This window comes from Synechococcus sp. BSA11S (assembly GCF_014224355.1).
In the GTDB taxonomy this organism is placed as follows: Bacteria; Cyanobacteriota; Cyanobacteriia; order PCC-6307; family Cyanobiaceae; genus Regnicoccus_A.
The window spans coordinates 184,647-200,314 of the sequence record NZ_VNWP01000003.1 but is presented as its reverse complement, the minus strand read 5'-3'; the positions used below and the strand labels follow the sequence as shown (position 1 = coordinate 200,314).

Below are 15,668 nucleotides of genomic sequence, written 5' to 3'. Positions count from 1 at the left end.
TTGCTGCAACCCACGCTGGTTCCGAAGCGGCGTCTTCCCCGCTTCGGCTTTCACACCCATACCGAACGGCTCAATGGTCGTCTGGCCATGCTTGGGTTCATCGCCCTGGTGGCCGTTGAGCGCTGGCTCGGGCATGGCCTGCTGATCTGGTCGTGACCACCGCGGCCCCCCTGCCCCAGGCCGTGCCCTTGCTCGGCCTCGGCCTGGGTGAGCTGGAAGCCTGGGCCATTAGTCAGGGGCAGCCCGGCTTTCGCGGCCGCCAGCTTCACGACTGGATCTACGCCAAGGGTGCCCGCAGCCTGGCCGAGATCAGCGTGCTGCCCAAGGCCTGGCGCCAGAGCCTCGCTTACGAAATCTCCGGAGCCGGTGGCGATCCGCTTGGCCGCTCCAGGGAACTGCGACGCAGTGTGGCCAGCGATGGGACCACCAAGCTGCTGCTGGGAACGGCCGACGGCCTCACCCTGGAAACGGTGGGCATCCCCTCCCGTGATCGCCTCACGGTCTGTGTGTCCAGTCAGGTGGGCTGCCCCATGGCCTGCCGCTTCTGTGCCACCGGCAAGGGGGGCCTGCAGCGCTCCCTGGCGGTTCACGAAATCGTCGATCAGGTGCTGAGCGTACGAGAGGTGATGGACCGTCGCCCCAGCCATGTGGTGTTCATGGGCATGGGCGAACCCCTGCTCACGATCGATTCGGTGCTGGCGGCGATTCACTGTCTCTGCACCGACCTGGGCATGGCTCAGCGCCGGATCACGGTCAGCACCGTGGGGGTGCCCAGCACCTTGCCCACCCTGGCCGAACGGGCCCTCGAGCGGCTCGGTCGGGCCCAGTTCACCCTGGCTGTGAGCCTGCACGCCCCTGACCAGGCCCTGCGCGAGCAGCTGATCCCCACGGCCCATGCCTATCCCCTTCAGGCGCTGCTCCACGACTGCCGCCGCTATGTGGAGATCACCGGCCGGCGCGTGAGTTTCGAATACATCCTGCTGGGGGGCCTCAATGACCACCCCCGCCAGGCGGTGGCCCTCGCGGCCCTGTTGCGCGGGTTCCAGAGCCACGTGAACCTGATCCCCTACAACCCGATCGAGGAGGAAGACTTCCAGCGCCCCAGCCCGGAGCGGGTCGAGGCCTTCCGGCGGGTCTTGCAGGAGCGCCATGGAGCCGTGAGCGTGCGTGCCAGCCGCGGGCTCGACGAAGATGCGGCCTGCGGTCAGCTCAGGCGCCGCCATTCCGGCTGAGCCGCCCATCGCCCCAGCTTCCGAGCGCCTCTGCCGCTCCCCCGTTCTCCCGAGCTGCCTGTGCAACTGATCGACTGGCTGATCCTGATCGCCTACCTGGTGGGGAGCCTGGTGGTGGGGCTCTGGCTGGCCCGCCGAAACAACTCCGAAGACGACTACTTCGTGGCGGGTCGACGACTCAACGGCTGGATGGCCGGGGCTTCGATGGCGGCCACCACCTTTTCTGTCGACACTCCGCTCTACGTGGCTGGACTGGTGGGCGTGCGCGGCCTGGCGGGCAACTGGGAATGGTGGAGTTTTGGTGTGGCCCATGTGGCCATGGCTGTGGTCTTCGCCCCGCTCTGGCGCCGCAGTGGCGTGCTCACCGATGCGGCGTTCACGGAGTTGCGCTACGGCGGTGCCACCGCTGCCTGGCTGCGGGGCATCAAGGCTTTTCTGTTCGCTTTGCCGATCAATTGCATCGGCATCGGCTACGCCTTCCTGGCCATGGCCAAAGTGAGTGAGGCCCTCGGCCTGGCCTCCACCCCGGAGGAGCGGCTGTGGCTGCTGGGGGGGATCGGTCTGCTGGTGCTGATCTACACCGCCGCCGGTGGGCTCTGGGCGGTGGTGGTCACCGACCTGCTGCAGCTGGTGCTGGCCCTCGCCGGTGCCGTGGCGGTGTCGCTGGCTGCCGTGCAGGCGGCGGGTGGGATGGACGCCTTGCTCACCAGCCTCCGGGCCCTCGATCGGCCTGAACTGCTGTCGATGGTTCCCTGGCAGGTGGAGGAGGGGCGGCTGCGCTGGATCGACACGACCGGCATCAGCGTGGGCACCTTCAGTGCCTACATCGCCCTGCAGTGGTGGAGCTTCCGGCGCAGCGACGGCGGCGGCGAGTTCATTCAGCGCCTGCTGGCCACCCGTAACGAGGCGGAGGCCCGCAAGGCCAGCTGGGTTTTCCTGGGCGTCAACTACCTGCTGCGCAGCTGGCCCTGGATCCTGGTGGCTCTGGCGGCTGTGGTGCTGCTGCCTGACCAGACCGACTGGGAGCAGAGCTATCCGTTGCTGGCGGTGAAGCTGCTGCCACCGGTGGCCCTCGGCCTTGTGGTGGTTTCACTGGTGGCGGCCTTCATGAGCACCGTGAGCACGGCGGTGAACTGGGGGGCCAGCTACCTCACCCACGACCTCTATCAGCGCTTCATCCGCCCTGCCGCCAGCCAGCGGGAACTGCTGATCATGGGCCAGCTGGCCTCGGTGCTGCTGGTGGTGCTCGGGGTGATCACGGCGCTGATGAGCAGCAACATCGGCACGGTGTTCCGGCTCGTGATCGCCATCGGCACGGGTCCCGGGGTGGTGCTGGTCTTGCGCTGGTTCTGGTGGCGGATCAATGCCGCGGCCGAGCTGGCCGCCATGGTCGGGGGTTTTCTGGTGGGGATGGCCACCTCCGTCGTGCCCCTGTTGCGCGTGGAGGACTACGGGCTGAGGCTTCTGGTCACCACTTTGCTCACGGCCGTGCTCTGGGTGGTGGTGCTGTTGTCGACTCCGCCGGAATCAGCCGAGGTGCTCGAGCGCTTCGTGGTTCAGGTGCAGCCGGCCGGGCCGGGCTGGCGCCGCTGGCGCCAGCGCACCGGCGTGGAACCCGCTGAAACACTGCTGGATCTGATCAGCAAGCTGCTGCTGAGCTGCGCCGTGCTGTTCGGAGCCCTGCTGTCCATCGGCGGGTTCCTGTTGCACCTGCAGCTCTGGGGCTGGGGCGGCCTGGTGGCGGCCGTGCTGGGTGGCCTGGGGCTCTGGCGCCGACCAGCCCTGATCGCCCGGCTGCGCTGAGCCGCTTCGGTTGAGATGATGGGCTCACCAACGACTCCTGCGGCGTCCCTTCGATGACCTCCTTTCTGCGCACTGTTCTGCTGCCGTTGGTGATCGTGGCGCTGTTCGCCCTGGCGCTGTTCGCCGTGAGTGCCAGGATCTGGCTGCCGGGTGACATGGCCGCCCCCGCTCCGATCGGCTGAGGGCCATGACCGACCACCGCAATCCCGATCCCGCGGGATCCCTGCCCCCCTACCCCTCCGGCCCGGCCGAGCTGGCCTTTGATCCAGAGCTGCTGGCCGGCGAGCTGGCCCAGGAGCTGCTGGGGGATCCACTTGAAGACCTCGATGCGCTCGAGCCCGCAGAGGCCGACATCGCTGCCGAATGTGATCTGGGGCTGCAGTGGCTCAACGGTGACCATGACCAGCGGATGCAGGGGCTGCGCATCTTCTGTGAACACCGCGATCCCCGCGCGATTCCGCTGCTGCTGCCCCTGCTGGAGGCCAGCTGTCCGATCCTGCGGATGAGTGCGGTCTATGCCCTGGGCCGCAACCCCGATCCCCGCGCCGTGGCTCCCCTGCTCTCCCTGCTGCAGGACGACAGCAACGGCTACGTGCGCAAGGCCGTGGCCTGGAGCCTGGGCAATTACTCCGACTCCCCCGTGCTCAACCCCCTGATCCGGGCCCTGCAGAACGACATCGCGGCCGTGCGGCTGTGGGCGGCGGGCTCCCTGGCCGACGTGGGCGGCAGTGGGGCCGCCAAGGCCGATCAGGCCGCCGCCCAGTTGCTCGTGAGCCTGCGCATCGATTCGGAGCCCGTGGTGCGCAGCAACAGCGCCTGGTCGCTCGGGCGTCTCTACGACCACCTGGTGGATCCGCGCCAGGGGGAGCTGGTGGAGACCCTGGTGGCGGTGATGCTGCACGACGGAGATTCCACGGTGCGGGATGAGGCCCGGGTGGCCCTGGAGCAACTGGAGCGTCCGGCTGTCCTGGAGCGGCTTCAGACCTTGGTGGAAGACGGCCTGATCCGTTGAGGTGGCCCCCTCAGTGGTTCGGGAACCTGGTTAACATTCGATCACCTGAGTGAGCCTGGATGGCCCAGACCACCATCCGCTTCCGCATTCGCACCGATGGGCGGGTCGAGGAGCTCGTGGAAGGACTCCAGGGCTCTGGCTGCGAGCAGCTCACCGAGCGGATCGAGCAGCAGCTTGGTTCGCTGCAGCAGCGTCGATCCACCTCCGAGGCCTATCAGGCCGCGGCTCAGGCCGTGACCACCCCCCTGAGCGTTCAACAGCGTTCTTCCTGACATTCACCGATCCCTTTAGGCCGCTCCGATGTCCCACTTCAGTACCGTCAAAACAGAACTGCGCGACCGGCAGGCCCTGCTGGGGGCTCTCCGCGATCTCGGGCATGACCCTGAGCAGGGCGAGCGGCCGGTGCGGGGCTATCGCGGCCAGACCGTGATCGCCGATGTGGCCCTCACCCGGGACGACGGCTGTGACATCGGGTTCCGCTGGAATGCCGAAACCGAAAGCTACGAGCTCGTCACCGACCTTGAGCTCTGGAAGCAACCGATCCCGGTGGAGCGCTTTCTCTCCCAGATCACCCAGCGCTATGCCCTGCGCACGATCCTGGCCGCTTCCGCCCAGGAGGGCTTCCAGGTCAGCGAGCAGACCTCCAGCCTGGATGGCTCGATCGAGCTGGTGGTCACCCGCTGGGATGGCTGAGGTCGATCCGTCCCTGGCGTTCGCAGCTCCTGCCCACTGCCAGGAGGAACCCAGCGGCCATGAGCCCCTGCTGGGTGGCAGTCTCCGTCAGCAGGCGGTCTGGGTGGACGAGGCCGTCTGCATCGGTTGCCGCTACTGCGCTCATGTGGCCGGGAACACCTTTCTGGTGGAGCCGCAGTGGGGGCGTTCCCGGGCGATCCGCCAGGACGGTGACAGCACGGAAACCATCCAGGAGGCGATCGACACCTGTCCGGTCGATTGCATCCACTGGGTGCCCTACGAAGAGGTGCCCCAGCTCGAGCAGCGGCTTCGCTCCCAGGAGCTGTTGCCTCTGGGTTATCCCAGCCAATCCAGGGTTCAGCGCACCTTGCCGCGGCCATGACTGCGCCGGGGACAGCAGGGTTCCGGCCACCGGTCGCCCTTGCCACCCCCCTGCCCACCCGCCGCTTCGGGCGGACAGAGCTGGCCATGCCCGTGTTGTCGCTGGGGGGGATGCGCTACCAGCAGAGCTGGAGCGATCTGCCCGCGGAGGAGATCACAGCCGACAGCCAGGCCAACCTGCGCGCCACCCTGGAGAAGGCGGTGGCCTGCGGGTTCCATCACATCGAAACCGCCCGTCATTACGGCAGTTCGGAGCGGCAACTGGGGGTTCTGCTGCGGGAGGTGCTCGATCCGCGGCGCATCCTCCAGACCAAGGTCCCCCCCCACGATGATCCAGGCCAGTTCGAGGCGGAGCTGGAGCTGAGCTTCCAGCGGCTGCGCGTCGATCGGCTTGATCTGCTTGGCATCCATGGCCTCAACCTGCCCGAGCATCTGGAGCAGACCCTGCGCCCTGGCGGTTGCCTGGAGGTGGTGCGGCGCTGGCAGGAGCAGGGACGCATCGGCCATGTGGGCTTCTCCACCCACGCACCCCTGCCCCTGATCCTGGAGGCGATCGCCAGCGATGCCTTCGACTACATCAACCTGCACTGGTACTACATCCGTCAGGACAACAGCCCGGCCCTGGCGGCCGCCCGCCGCCACGACATGGGCGTGTTCGTGATCAGCCCCACCGACAAGGGGGGCCATCTCCATACCCCCTCCGAGCGGATCTGCGGCCTCTGTGCGCCGCTTCACCCGATTGAATTCAACGATCTGTTCTGTCTGCGCGAGGAGTCGATCCACACCATCAGCGTGGGAGCCGCAGGCCCGGCCGATCTCGACCTGCACCTGCAGGCGGTGGCGCTGCTCCCTGAGGCCGACCGTTGGCTGACCCCGCTGCAGGAGCGGCTGGAGGGTGCCCGCCTCGAGGCTCTGGGAGCCCACTGGCTGGAGAGCTGGAACGATGGTCTCCCCTCCTGGGAGGCCACCCCCGGGGAGCTCAACCTGCCAGTGCTGCTCTGGCTGCACAACCTGCTCGAGGCCTGGGATCTGGAGGGTTATGCCCGTGCCCGCTATGGCCTGCTGGGCCAGGGAAGCCACTGGTTCCCCGGCGCCAATGCCGATGCCCTCGACCGGGAGGTGAGCGAAGCGGATCTGCTCTCCGTGCTGGGGGCCAGCCCCTGGGCCGAGCGGATTCCCTCGCTGCTGCGGGGCCTTCGTGAGCGCCTGGGGGGCACCAGCACCCGCCGTCTGATGGCGGATGCGGATGCGTGATTGCTCTCAGGCCAGGGGCTGTTTGGCCGGCAGTCCCACCGCCCGGGGGTAGCTGGGGGGGCAGGGTCCAAGGGGCCTGAGCAGCACCGCATGACGCACACCCCTCCCCGCCGGCAGCTCCACCCGCTCCACCCGCTCCACCTCGGCATTCAGGGTTTTGGCGGCTTGCTGCAGGCCGAGCAGATCCCCCGGACCCCATTGGCCGCGATAGAGCAGGGCTCGGCCTGTGGTTTTCAACAGAGGCACCAGATACTCCGCCACCACCGGTGCGGCCGCCACGGCCCGTGCCATGGCCCAGTCCTGGCGGCCGCGGCAGGCCGGGGTGCGGCCGGTGGTTTCCGCTCGCTCCCAGCGCACCTCGACCCGTTCGCCGAGGCCCAGGCTGGCGGCCATGGCCTTCAGGGCCTCCGCCTTGCGCCCCACGGAGTCCACCAGGGTGAGGCGGGCGGCGGGCAGGGCGATGGCCAGCGCCAGGCCCGGGAAGCCGCCACCGGGGCCCACATCGAGGCAGCGCAGCGGCCGTCCCGGGCCGTTGAGCTGTTCACGCCAGGGCCAGAGGCTGTCGTACACCTGGGTGATCCAGTAGTCGTCGCCGTCGACCAGACGGGTGAGGTTGAGGCGAGCATTCCAGTGACGCAAGAGCTGCTGCAGGGCCATCAACAGCTGCAATTGCTCCTGGGTGGGCTCCCAGCCCAGGCTGTCCCAGAGTTCGGCCGTCACCGGATCGGCAGGGATCGCCTCCCAGGCCCGGCCTGCTGGTTGATCGCGGGAAGCCGCATCCGCCGTCATTCCTGCAGCACCGATGGAGGAGCTCTCTAGGATCACCCAACCATGGCGCGAGGTTGGTGGCAGGCGGCGAGCACCCGGTCATGGGCCCATCCCTCTATGCCCTGCTCGGTCTGCCGAGCACGGCCACGCCCCAGGAGCTCCGCCAGGCCTTCCGTGCCCTCAGCAAGAGGTATCACCCCGACACCACCACCCTGCCGGTGGCGGAGGCCCAGGACCAGTTCCGCCGGCTGCAGGAGGCCTACCTGGTGCTGGGTGATCCCCAGCGCCGCTCCACCTACGACAGTCAGCTGCGCCTGGCCCTGATCCAGCGCATCGGGGCCCTCAACGGCCCGGCCGCTCCTGAGGCGCCTTCACCTGTGATCTCGGGGCCGGTGCCTGCCCGGCGGCCGCTCCCGATCCGTCGGGCCTTCTCGGGTGGGGAATGGTTCGCCCTGGTGCTGTTGGCCCTTGCCCTGCTCTTCAGCCTCGTGCTGGGGTTGGGTCTGGCCTGGTGGCGCGGGGTGGAACTGGTCACACAACCCCTGGTGAGCTCCCGGACCATTGGTCCCATCGAGCGGCAAACTGGAGCTCCGCTAGACCGCCTGCCCGGGGATGAGTTCCTTGCCCCCACACCAGACGCCTCTGTACAACCACCCGCTGCCGGCGCTTGAGCAGTGGCTGAGGGATCTCGGCGCCTCCCGTGAGCCCGCCACGCCCTGCCTCTGGGACCTGAGACGCCCGACGTGGAATGCCCGGATCGAGCTGGAGGTGGAGGAGCTCAAGGTGAGCTGGGAGCAAGGGGGCAACGTCACCGTGCGTCTGTTTCCCTACGGACTCAGCCGCGCCGACGTGGAATCGGCGATCCTGGCGGGCCCCTGAGCGAGCTGATCGAGCCCTGAGCGGATCACGGCGTAGCAGTGCTCCAGCTGGCTGTCGCTGAGGCAGAGCGGCGGCAGGAGATAAACCACGTGACCCAGGGGCCGCAGGAACACCCCGGCTTCGAGGGCATGACGCTGCAGCCGGCGGCCGGCGGGGTGGAGATAGCCCGGCTGTTCCACGGCCAGGTCGAAGGCGGCGATGGTGCCGCACAACCGCGGCCGTCGCACCAGGGGATGGGCGCGGAGGGCCTGGAGATGGGGCCTGTGGCGGGCTTCGAAGCCTGCGTGGAGAGCCGGCTGCCGCAGGAGCAGGTCCAGGCTGGCGTTGGCGGCGGCGCAGCCGAGTGGATTGGCCGTGAAACTGTGGCCGTGGTACAGGGTGTGGCTGGGATCGTCGCTGATGAAGCCCTGGTAGATCCGCTCGCTCGCCAGGGTGACTCCCATCGGCAGGAAGCCCCCGGTGAGCCCCTTGGAGAGGGCCATCAGATCAGGGCGGATGCCTGCCCGTCGGCAGGCGAACAGGTCACCTGTGCGCCCGAAGCCGGTCATCACCTCATCGGCGATCAGCAGGGCGCCGGCCTGGCGCACCAGCTCCTCTGCCCGGCGCAGGAAACCCTCCCGCACCATCGCCATGCCACTGGCCCCCTGCACCAGGGGTTCGAGGATCACCGCCGCGGTGGGCACCGCCAGCAGCTGCTCCAGCCGGGCGAGGGCGCCCTCCTCCTTGTCTTCCACCTCGGGATCGTCCCACCAGGTGGCGGGCCAGGGGGCCCGCGCCACCGGGGAGAGCAGCGGCTCGAAGGGGGCCGAGAACAGTGAGCGCTCCCCCAGGGCCATGGCCCCGAAGGTGTCGCCGTGATAGGCGCCCTCAAAGGCGATCAGCTGCCGCCGATCGGAGCCCTGGTTGCGCCACCACTGCCAGGCGATCTTGAGGGCCACCTCCACGGCTGTGGAGCCGTCGTCGGAGAAGAACAGCCGCTCCAGCCCTGAAATGGCACTGAGCCGCTCGGCCAGACGCTCCCCTGGGGGATGGCTGAAGTTGGCGAAGATCACCTGTTCCAGACGCTGGGCCTGCTCGGCTACAGCCGCGGCGATGCTGGGCTCCCCATGGCCATGCAGGGTCACCCACCAACTGCTGATGGCGTCGATCAGCTCCCGGCCGTCGTCGAGCATGAGCAGGGCGCCGCGGCCGGCCACTGCCCTCAGGGGTGGATCGGCCCCGGCCACCTGGGTGGTGGGATGCCAGAGATGGGGATGCCAGTTCAAGGAATGGCCTCCGGGTGCATCAGCGGCACCACTTCTCCTGGCGGGTCGTTTCGGTGGCCCAGGGCCCGCAGTTGAACCAGCGCACCATCCCGATTTCCACGTCGGTGAACAGCACCAGGATGCCGGCGCAGAGCAGGGCGACAGACGCGCTGATCAGCAGATTGCCTCGTGTCATCCGGCCAGGCTACGGGCCAGTCCGCTCGCCTGCCATTGAGCGGCCAGGGTGCCGGGCTCAAGGCGGGGAAGGGGGGGCAGGCAGGCCAGCACCGGCGCCCCGCTCAGGGTCTCGAGGGTGCGGGGGTTGTCGGGGTGGGGGGGGCCGTTGAGAATCAGCCCCAGCAGGGGGATCCGGCGGCGGCGCAGGGCTTCCACCGAGAGCAGGGTGTGGTTGAGCGTGCCCAGGCCACTGCGGGCCACCAGCAGCACCGGCAAGCCCCAGCGCTGGATCTGACCGATCTGGAGACAGTCGAGGCGCAGGGGCACCAGCAGTCCGCCGGCGGTCTCCACCACCAGGGGTCCGCTGACCTGGGGCAGACTCAGAAGCTCTGGGTCGATCGGCCGCTGCTCCAGTTCACCCGCCCAGTGGGGGGAGACCGGATGGGTGTAGCGGTAGGCCTCCGGCAGGAGGCGACGGGTGGCTTCAGCGGGCGTGAGCCCGAGCATGGCCTGGACCCTGGCGCTGTCGCCCCCCTCCTCGAGGCCACACTGCACCGGCTTCCAGTAGTGGGCGTTCAGCCCCTGCACCAGCAGGGCACTCACCACGGTCTTGCCCACATCGGTGTCGGTGCCGCAGACCACCAGACGGGTCATCGCTCTGCCCTGCCCTGAGGTTTTCGGCCGAGCAGCATCAGCACCTCCCAGCTCAGGCGCTTGCCGCCCGGCCCCCCGGCCCAGTGGGCCTCAATCCGCCGCCAGGCCCCGACCCCCAGGGGTGGGGTTGCGGTGGTGCCGGCCCCCACAGCCCGCATGCGCTGCAGCAGGGCCCGGCCGCTGGGGCCGTTCTGGCTGAAGCGCAGCGGTGCTCCCAGTCGCAGGTCCAGCCGTGGCGCCACCACAGCCAGCAGCTGCCGCACCTCGGGCAGGACGAGGGCGGTGCAGGGCACGCCTGCGGCGGCGGCCGCCTGGCGCCACTGGGGGAAGCTGCCAGCGGTGGGGACCGCCAGAGCCAGCCAGCCGCCCGGCCCCAGGGCGTCGCACCACTGGCGCAGGCTGACTGCGGGATTCTCCAGCCAGTGCAGCGCGAAACTCGACACCAGCAGGGCCGCTCCGCCCAGGCTTTCAGGCAGGCCGTCGTTGAGGTCCCAGAGGAGCCTGGCTCCAGGGGCCTCGCCCTGCTCCAGCAGGGCCGCGCAGGCATCGAGCCGCAGCAGGGTGCTCCCGGGGCGTTGCTGCTCCAGGGCGCTGCTGAGCAGGCCGGTTCCAGCCCCCAGATCGGCCCTGGGGCCGGATGGCAGGGTCAGGTCGCGGCAGTGGCGGGCCAGCCGCCAGGCCACGGCCTTTTGCAGGCTGGCCGCGGCGTCGTAGTGACGGGCTCTGCGGCTGAAGGCCACCCGCACCCGCTGGGCCATCGAGGGGGGGGACTGGAGCACAACCATCAGTGGGCGTCCTCCAGCCAGGTCAGGACGGGCTCCACCAGATCGCTGCCCAGCAGGCTGTGGCCGATGCCCGGCAGGGCCCAGCGCTCGGCGGCCGGCAGCGCCCGGTGCAGGGCCGTGCGGCTCTCGGGCGCCACGATCCGATCGGCCTCGGCCTCCACGATCAGGGTGCGGGCTCCGGCAGGGAAGGCGGAGGGCACGGCGGTGCATTGCTCCAGCAAGAGCAGATCCTGGCGCAGCCTCTCCACCCCCTCGGCAGGCATCTCCCGCGACGAGGGTCCTTCCGGCAGCAGCTCCACCGGCGCGGGAGCGGCAGCCTCCCGCAGAAACTCCTCGAGCAGGGCGGTGGTGTCGCCGGCCCCCAGGCGCCGGTCCATGCCGCGCAGGGCCTGCCGCCAGCGCCGCCCCTCGGGTCCGGTGGGGATGAAGCGTCCGAAGCTGGCGAGCAACACCACCGCCTCCGCCTCGGCCAGCACCGGGGCCGGCAGCAGATGCAACCCGAGGGAATGCACGATCACCGCCCTGGGGCCGCCCAGCTCCAACCAGCGGGGAGTGTGGGGCGCCAGCTGGCCGTAGCCGCGCTCGCCGCTCTGCCAGCTCCAGCCCCGGCTGGTCGCCGCCTGCTGCCAGGGGCGCCAGGCCCGGCTGTCGCCGGCCCAGCCGTGCATGGCGATCAGCTCGAAGCAAGGGCGGCTCATGGGGAGGGGGCGTGGGGCCAGGCGGCCAGAGCGTTGAGCAGGCGATCCAGGCTTCCTCTAGGGAGGTCGCGGCGCAGCACCAGCCGCAGGCGCGCGGTTCCCTCCGGCACCGTGGGTGGGCGGATCGCCACTCCCAGCAGCCCTGCCTGCTCCAGGCTGCCTTGCAGGCTCAGGGCCAGTGCGTCGTCGCCCACGTGCAGCGGCAGCACCGGACCCTCGCCGGGCGGGCGCCGCCAGCCGGCGGCCTCGAGGCCATCCCGCCAGCGCTGCGCGCGCCGGTGCAGGGCGGCGCCCTGGCCTGGATCGGCCTCAAGCAGCCTCAGTGCCGCCAGGGCCGCGGCGGCCAGTGGCGGCGCCAGGGCCGTGGTGTAGCGGAAGGCGCCCGAGCTTTGCAGCAACCAGTCGCCCACGGGGCCATCGGCGGCGAGGAAGGCGCCACCGGCCCCGAAAGCCTTGCCAAAGGTGCCGCTCACCAGACTCACCCCGGTCAAGCCCCAGGCCAGCCCGCGTCCCCCCGGGCCCAGCAGCCCCAGGGCGTGGGCTTCATCCACCAGCAGCAGGGCCCCGAACTCCTGGCAGATCGCGGCGATCCCGGCCAGATCCGGACTGGTGCCTTCCATGCTGAACAGGCTTTCGCTCACCACCAGCCGCCGCCGGTCCGGCTCGCTGCGGGCTCCCCGCGCCAGCAGGCGCCGCAGGTCGGACAGATCGTTGTGCCGAAACCGGCGCAGGCGGGCGCCGCTGGCCTGGATCCCCACCAGCAGGGAGTGGTGGATCAGGCGGTCGGCGATCACGTCGCTGCGGCGATCGGCCAGGGCCAGCACCGCGGCCAGATTGGCCTGAAAGCCGCTGGGGAAGAGCAGCACCCGCTCACGCCCCAGCCAGTGGGCCAGGGCCGCCTCGAGGGAGTCGTGGCAAGGACGCGTGCCGCTCACGAGCCTTGATCCCCCGCAGCCCACCCCTTCGCCGTTGATCGCGGCCATCGCCGCCGTCTTCAGGCTGGGGTGGGCGCTGAGCCCCAGATAGTCGTTGCTGGCCAGATCAAGCAGGGGGCCCACTGGTCGGCCAGCCTGGCCAGGCAACAGGGTGGCCTCGGGACCGGGACGAAACGTGCGCAGAGAGCGTCTCCGCTCGGCGGGGAGCCGGCTCAGAGCCTGCTTGATCGTATCGAGCGGATCAGGGGGCACGCGGGCGGCACCGCCGGGGCAGTTGCAGACCTCCACTCTGCTTGCTGAGCAGCCCATAGGATTGGAGGATGCAAACCGCCGGTTCCGACGCTCCACCTGATCCGGCGGCGGCTCGGGGGCGTCCAGCCGCGTTTGGGGCCATGGTTCCGGTCGATGTTCCGGCCCTGGATCAGCTTTTTCCCTTTCCCCTCGATCCCTTCCAGCTGGAGGCGATTGATGCTCTCAACCAGGGCCATTCGGTGGTGGTGAGTGCTCCCACCGGCTCCGGCAAAACGCTGGTGGGCGAATACGCCATCCACCGGGCCCTCGCCCACGGCCAGAAGGTGTTCTACACCACTCCGCTCAAGGCTCTCTCCAACCAGAAACTGCGCGATTTCCGTGAGCAGTTCGGCGCCGATCGCGTGGGCCTGATGACCGGCGATCTGAGCACGAATCGGGACGCCCCGATCGTGGTGATGACCACCGAGATCTTCCGCAACATGCTCTACGCGGAGGTGGATCGCGGCGACGATCCGCTTGCCGATGTGGAGGCGGTGGTGCTCGATGAATGCCACTACATGAATGACTCCCAGCGGGGCACCGTCTGGGAGGAATCGATCATCCACTGCCCGCCTCCCGTGCAGCTGGTGGCCCTCTCGGCCACGGTGGCCAACGCCGGCCAGCTCACCGACTGGATCGAGCGGGTGCACGGGCCCACCACGCTGGTGATCAGCGATCACCGGCCGGTGCCGCTGGCCTTCAGTTTCTGCAGCGCCAAGGGCCTGCATCCCCTCCTCAACGAGCAGGGCACCGGCCTCCACCCCAACTGCAAGGTGTGGCGGGCCCCCAAGGGCGAACGTCGCAAGGGCCGGAGCCCCAGGCCCCCTCAGCCTGAGGCGGCTCCGCTCCCCTTCGTGGTGGCCCAGATGGCCGAGCGCGACATGCTACCCGCCATCTATTTCATCTTCAGCCGCCGCGGCTGTGACAAGGCGGTGCGTGACCTGGGCCGGGTCTGCCTGGTGAGCGAGCAGGAGCAGGCCAGGATCGTGGCGCGGCTTGATGCCTTCGTGGCCGCCACCCCCGAAGCGGTGCGCGATGGCGGCCACGCCGAGGCCCTCACCCGCGGCATCGCCGCCCACCATGCCGGTGTCCTGCCGGCCTGGAAGGAACTGATCGAGGAGCTGTTCCAGCAGGGGCTGATCAAGGTGGTCTTCGCCACCGAAACCCTGGCGGCGGGCATCAACATGCCGGCCCGCACCACGGTGATCTCGGCGCTCTCCAAGCGCACCGAGCGGGGCCATCGTCCGCTGATGGGCAGCGAGTTCCTGCAGATGGCAGGCCGGGCCGGCCGTAGGGGGCTTGATGTGCAGGGCTATGTCGTCACGGTGCAGAGCCGCTTCGAGGGGGTGCGTGAGGCCGGTGCGCTGGCCACCAGCCCCGCCGACCCACTGGTGAGCCAGTTCACTCCCAGCTACGGGATGGTGCTGAACCTGCTGCAGCGCTACGACCTCACCAAGGCCCAGCAGCTGGTGGAACGCAGCTTCGGGCGCTACCTCGCCACCCTGGATCTGGCCGAGGACGAATCCAGGATCGCCGGCCTGCGCGCCCAGCTGGCCCAGTTGGCGGGCCCCACCGCCGACATCCCCTGGGAGGACTTCGAGGTCTACGAGAAGCAACGGGAGCGGCTGCGGGAGGAGCGGCGCATCCAGCGCATCCTTCAGCAGCAGGCCGAGGAGACCCTGGCCCACGAGCTCACCCTGGCGCTGCAGTTCGCCAGCGAGGGTGCCCTGGTCAGCCTCAAGGCCCCCCAGCTGCGGGGGCGGGTCACGCCGGCGGTGATCGTGGCCAAGCAGAAGGGCTCCGGCCAGTTCCCCCTGCTGCTCTGCCTCACCGACGAGAACGTCTGGATCCTGGTCCCCTGCCATGCGGTGGTGAGCCTCCATGCCGAGCTCAGCTGTCTGCAGGTGGAGACGATCGCGACACCCCGGCTGGAGCATGCCGGGGAGATTCGCCATGGCGACAACGCCAGTGGTGGCCTGGCTCTGGCGGTGGCGTCGATGGCCCGCCGCCACGACATGCACACCCCCCAGTACGACCTGGCCGGAGAGGTCCGCAGCCAGGCGGAGCTGGTGCAGCAGCTGGAGGAGGAGCTGGAACAGCATCCCGCCCATCGCTGGGGAGACCGGCGCCAGCTCAAGAAGCAGCGACGGCGCATGGAGGAACTGGGCATCGAGATCGAGGAGCGCCAGCGCCTGCTGCACCACCGCGCCAATCGCCACTGGGACACCTTCCTGGCCCTGATCGAGATCCTGCGCGCCTTCGGCGCCCTGGCCGGGCCTGAGGGCCTCGAGCCCACCGAGGTGGGCCGTACCGTGGCGGCCCTGCGGGGCGACAACGAGCTCTGGCTGGGCCTGGCCCTGATGAGCGGTCACCTCGATGAGCTCAACCCGGCCGAGCTGGCGGCGGTGTTTGAAGCCATCAGCACCGAGGTCAACCGCCCTGATCTCTGGAGCGGCTTCCCTCCACCGCCGCGCTCGGAGGAGGCCCTGCACGACCTGAGCGGCCTGCGCCGGGAGCTGCTGCGCCATCAGGAGCGGGCCCAGGTGGTGGTGCCGGCCTGGTGGGAGCCCGAGCTGATGGGACTGGTCCATGCCTGGGCCCGCGGCAGCAGCTGGAATGACGTGATCGCCAACACGTCCCTTGATGAGGGCGATGTGGTTCGGATCCTGCGCCGTACCGTCGACCTGCTGGCGCAGGTGCCCTACGCCGAAGCGATCAGCGAGCAGCTGCGTACCACCTCCCGCAAGGCACTCCAGGCGATCAACCGTTTTCCGGTTTCGGAGTCGATCGATCTGCTGGCCTCGGCTTCAGCCACCCCAGCCATGGAGCGCCCGGCTGGTCAGTCGCTCTGATCGGTGGGCC

19 protein-coding genes are annotated in these 15,668 nt (G+C 69.6%); 12 read left to right on the top strand and 7 right to left on the bottom strand.

Features of this window, described 5'->3' with window-relative positions:
• From FPZ61_RS04285 to FPZ61_RS04250, 9 genes are read left to right on the top strand one after another with little or no spacing between them, the layout of a single operon-like run.
• Complete coding sequence (locus FPZ61_RS04285; RefSeq protein ID WP_185465121.1) at positions 1-156, top strand: high light inducible protein; 156 nt, start codon at positions 1-3, stop codon at positions 154-156.
• Entirely contained in the window at positions 153-1,232 is a 1,080-nt protein-coding gene (gene rlmN / locus FPZ61_RS04280) for a 23S rRNA (adenine(2503)-C(2))-methyltransferase RlmN (RefSeq protein ID WP_185465120.1), read from the top strand. The genes FPZ61_RS04285 and rlmN overlap by 4 nt, the downstream gene beginning before the upstream one ends.
• A gap of 60 nt (positions 1,233-1,292) precedes the next feature.
• Complete coding sequence (locus FPZ61_RS04275) at positions 1,293-3,035, top strand: sodium:solute symporter family protein (protein WP_185465119.1); 1,743 nt, start codon at positions 1,293-1,295, stop codon at positions 3,033-3,035.
• 53 nt (positions 3,036-3,088) lie between these two features.
• Complete coding sequence (locus FPZ61_RS15465) at positions 3,089-3,217, top strand: hypothetical protein (protein ID WP_255441343.1); 129 nt, start codon at positions 3,089-3,091, stop codon at positions 3,215-3,217.
• A gap of 5 nt (positions 3,218-3,222) precedes the next feature.
• Positions 3,223-4,047 (top strand): HEAT repeat domain-containing protein, encoded by an 825-nt coding sequence (locus FPZ61_RS04270; RefSeq protein WP_185465118.1) that lies wholly within the window; start codon positions 3,223-3,225, stop codon positions 4,045-4,047.
• Positions 4,048-4,106: 59 nt separating this feature from the next.
• A complete protein-coding gene (locus tag FPZ61_RS04265) occupies positions 4,107-4,319 on the top strand; it encodes a DUF2997 domain-containing protein (RefSeq protein WP_185465117.1) in 213 nt (70 codons plus the stop codon).
• Positions 4,320-4,347: 28 nt separating this feature from the next.
• Positions 4,348-4,740: a DUF1257 domain-containing protein gene (locus FPZ61_RS04260; protein WP_185465116.1), complete on the top strand. Its 393-nt coding sequence runs from the start codon at positions 4,348-4,350 to the stop codon at positions 4,738-4,740.
• Positions 4,733-5,122, top strand: a complete 390-nt coding sequence (locus FPZ61_RS04255; protein WP_185465115.1) for a ferredoxin — start codon at positions 4,733-4,735, stop codon at positions 5,120-5,122. The genes FPZ61_RS04260 and FPZ61_RS04255 overlap by 8 nt, the downstream gene beginning before the upstream one ends.
• Positions 5,119-6,375, top strand: a complete 1,257-nt coding sequence (locus tag FPZ61_RS04250) for an aldo/keto reductase (RefSeq protein ID WP_185465114.1) — start codon at positions 5,119-5,121, stop codon at positions 6,373-6,375. Before FPZ61_RS04255 ends, FPZ61_RS04250 begins: the two co-directional genes overlap by 4 nt.
• Before the next feature lie 6 nt (positions 6,376-6,381).
• On the opposite strand, the gene FPZ61_RS04245 is transcribed toward FPZ61_RS04250, so the two are convergent.
• A complete protein-coding gene (locus FPZ61_RS04245) occupies positions 6,382-7,164 on the bottom strand; it encodes a 16S rRNA (guanine(527)-N(7))-methyltransferase RsmG (protein ID WP_185474749.1) in 783 nt (260 codons plus the stop codon).
• An 80-nt stretch (positions 7,165-7,244) separates the two neighbouring features.
• Here FPZ61_RS04245 and FPZ61_RS04240 point away from each other — a divergent pair, with 80 nt between their 5' ends.
• Together FPZ61_RS04240 and FPZ61_RS04235 are read left to right on the top strand one after the other, a co-directional pair.
• Positions 7,245-7,814 carry a J domain-containing protein gene (locus FPZ61_RS04240; RefSeq protein ID WP_185465112.1) on the top strand — a complete coding sequence of 190 codons (570 nt, stop codon included), beginning with the start codon at positions 7,245-7,247 and terminating at the stop codon, positions 7,812-7,814.
• Entirely contained in the window at positions 7,756-8,022 is a 267-nt protein-coding gene (locus FPZ61_RS04235) for a DUF3143 domain-containing protein (protein ID WP_185465111.1), read from the top strand. The genes FPZ61_RS04240 and FPZ61_RS04235 overlap by 59 nt, the downstream gene beginning before the upstream one ends.
• Here the strand turns inward: FPZ61_RS04235 and bioA are convergent.
• The 6 genes from bioA to FPZ61_RS04205 are packed head-to-tail and all read right to left on the bottom strand — an operon-like array spanning position 7,971 to position 12,767.
• Complete coding sequence (bioA, locus tag FPZ61_RS04230) at positions 7,971-9,287, bottom strand: adenosylmethionine--8-amino-7-oxononanoate transaminase (RefSeq protein WP_185465110.1); 1,317 nt, start codon at positions 9,285-9,287, stop codon at positions 7,971-7,973. The two genes, FPZ61_RS04235 and bioA, sit on opposite strands and share 52 nt — an antisense overlap.
• A gap of 19 nt (positions 9,288-9,306) precedes the next feature.
• Positions 9,307-9,462 (bottom strand): hypothetical protein, encoded by a 156-nt coding sequence (locus FPZ61_RS04225; protein ID WP_185465109.1) that lies wholly within the window; start codon positions 9,460-9,462, stop codon positions 9,307-9,309.
• Positions 9,459-10,097 carry a dethiobiotin synthase gene (gene bioD / locus FPZ61_RS04220; protein ID WP_185465108.1) on the bottom strand — a complete coding sequence of 213 codons (639 nt, stop codon included), beginning with the start codon at positions 10,095-10,097 and terminating at the stop codon, positions 9,459-9,461. Before bioD ends, FPZ61_RS04225 begins: the two co-directional genes overlap by 4 nt.
• Positions 10,094-10,882, bottom strand: coding sequence for a methyltransferase domain-containing protein (locus FPZ61_RS04215; RefSeq protein WP_185465107.1), 789 nt, complete (start codon positions 10,880-10,882; stop codon positions 10,094-10,096). The genes bioD and FPZ61_RS04215 overlap by 4 nt, the downstream gene beginning before the upstream one ends.
• Entirely contained in the window at positions 10,882-11,580 is a 699-nt protein-coding gene (locus tag FPZ61_RS04210) for an alpha/beta hydrolase (RefSeq protein ID WP_185465106.1), read from the bottom strand. The genes FPZ61_RS04215 and FPZ61_RS04210 overlap by 1 nt, the downstream gene beginning before the upstream one ends.
• On the bottom strand, positions 11,577-12,767 hold the full coding sequence (locus FPZ61_RS04205; RefSeq protein ID WP_370593363.1) for an aminotransferase class I/II-fold pyridoxal phosphate-dependent enzyme: 1,191 nt from the start codon (positions 12,765-12,767) through the stop codon (positions 11,577-11,579). The genes FPZ61_RS04210 and FPZ61_RS04205 overlap by 4 nt, the downstream gene beginning before the upstream one ends.
• A 140-nt stretch (positions 12,768-12,907) precedes the next feature.
• Between FPZ61_RS04205 and FPZ61_RS04200 the strand changes: the two genes are divergently transcribed.
• A complete protein-coding gene (locus FPZ61_RS04200) occupies positions 12,908-15,658 on the top strand; it encodes an RNA helicase (protein ID WP_185465104.1) in 2,751 nt (916 codons plus the stop codon).
• Positions 15,659-15,668 lie beyond the last annotated feature (10 nt).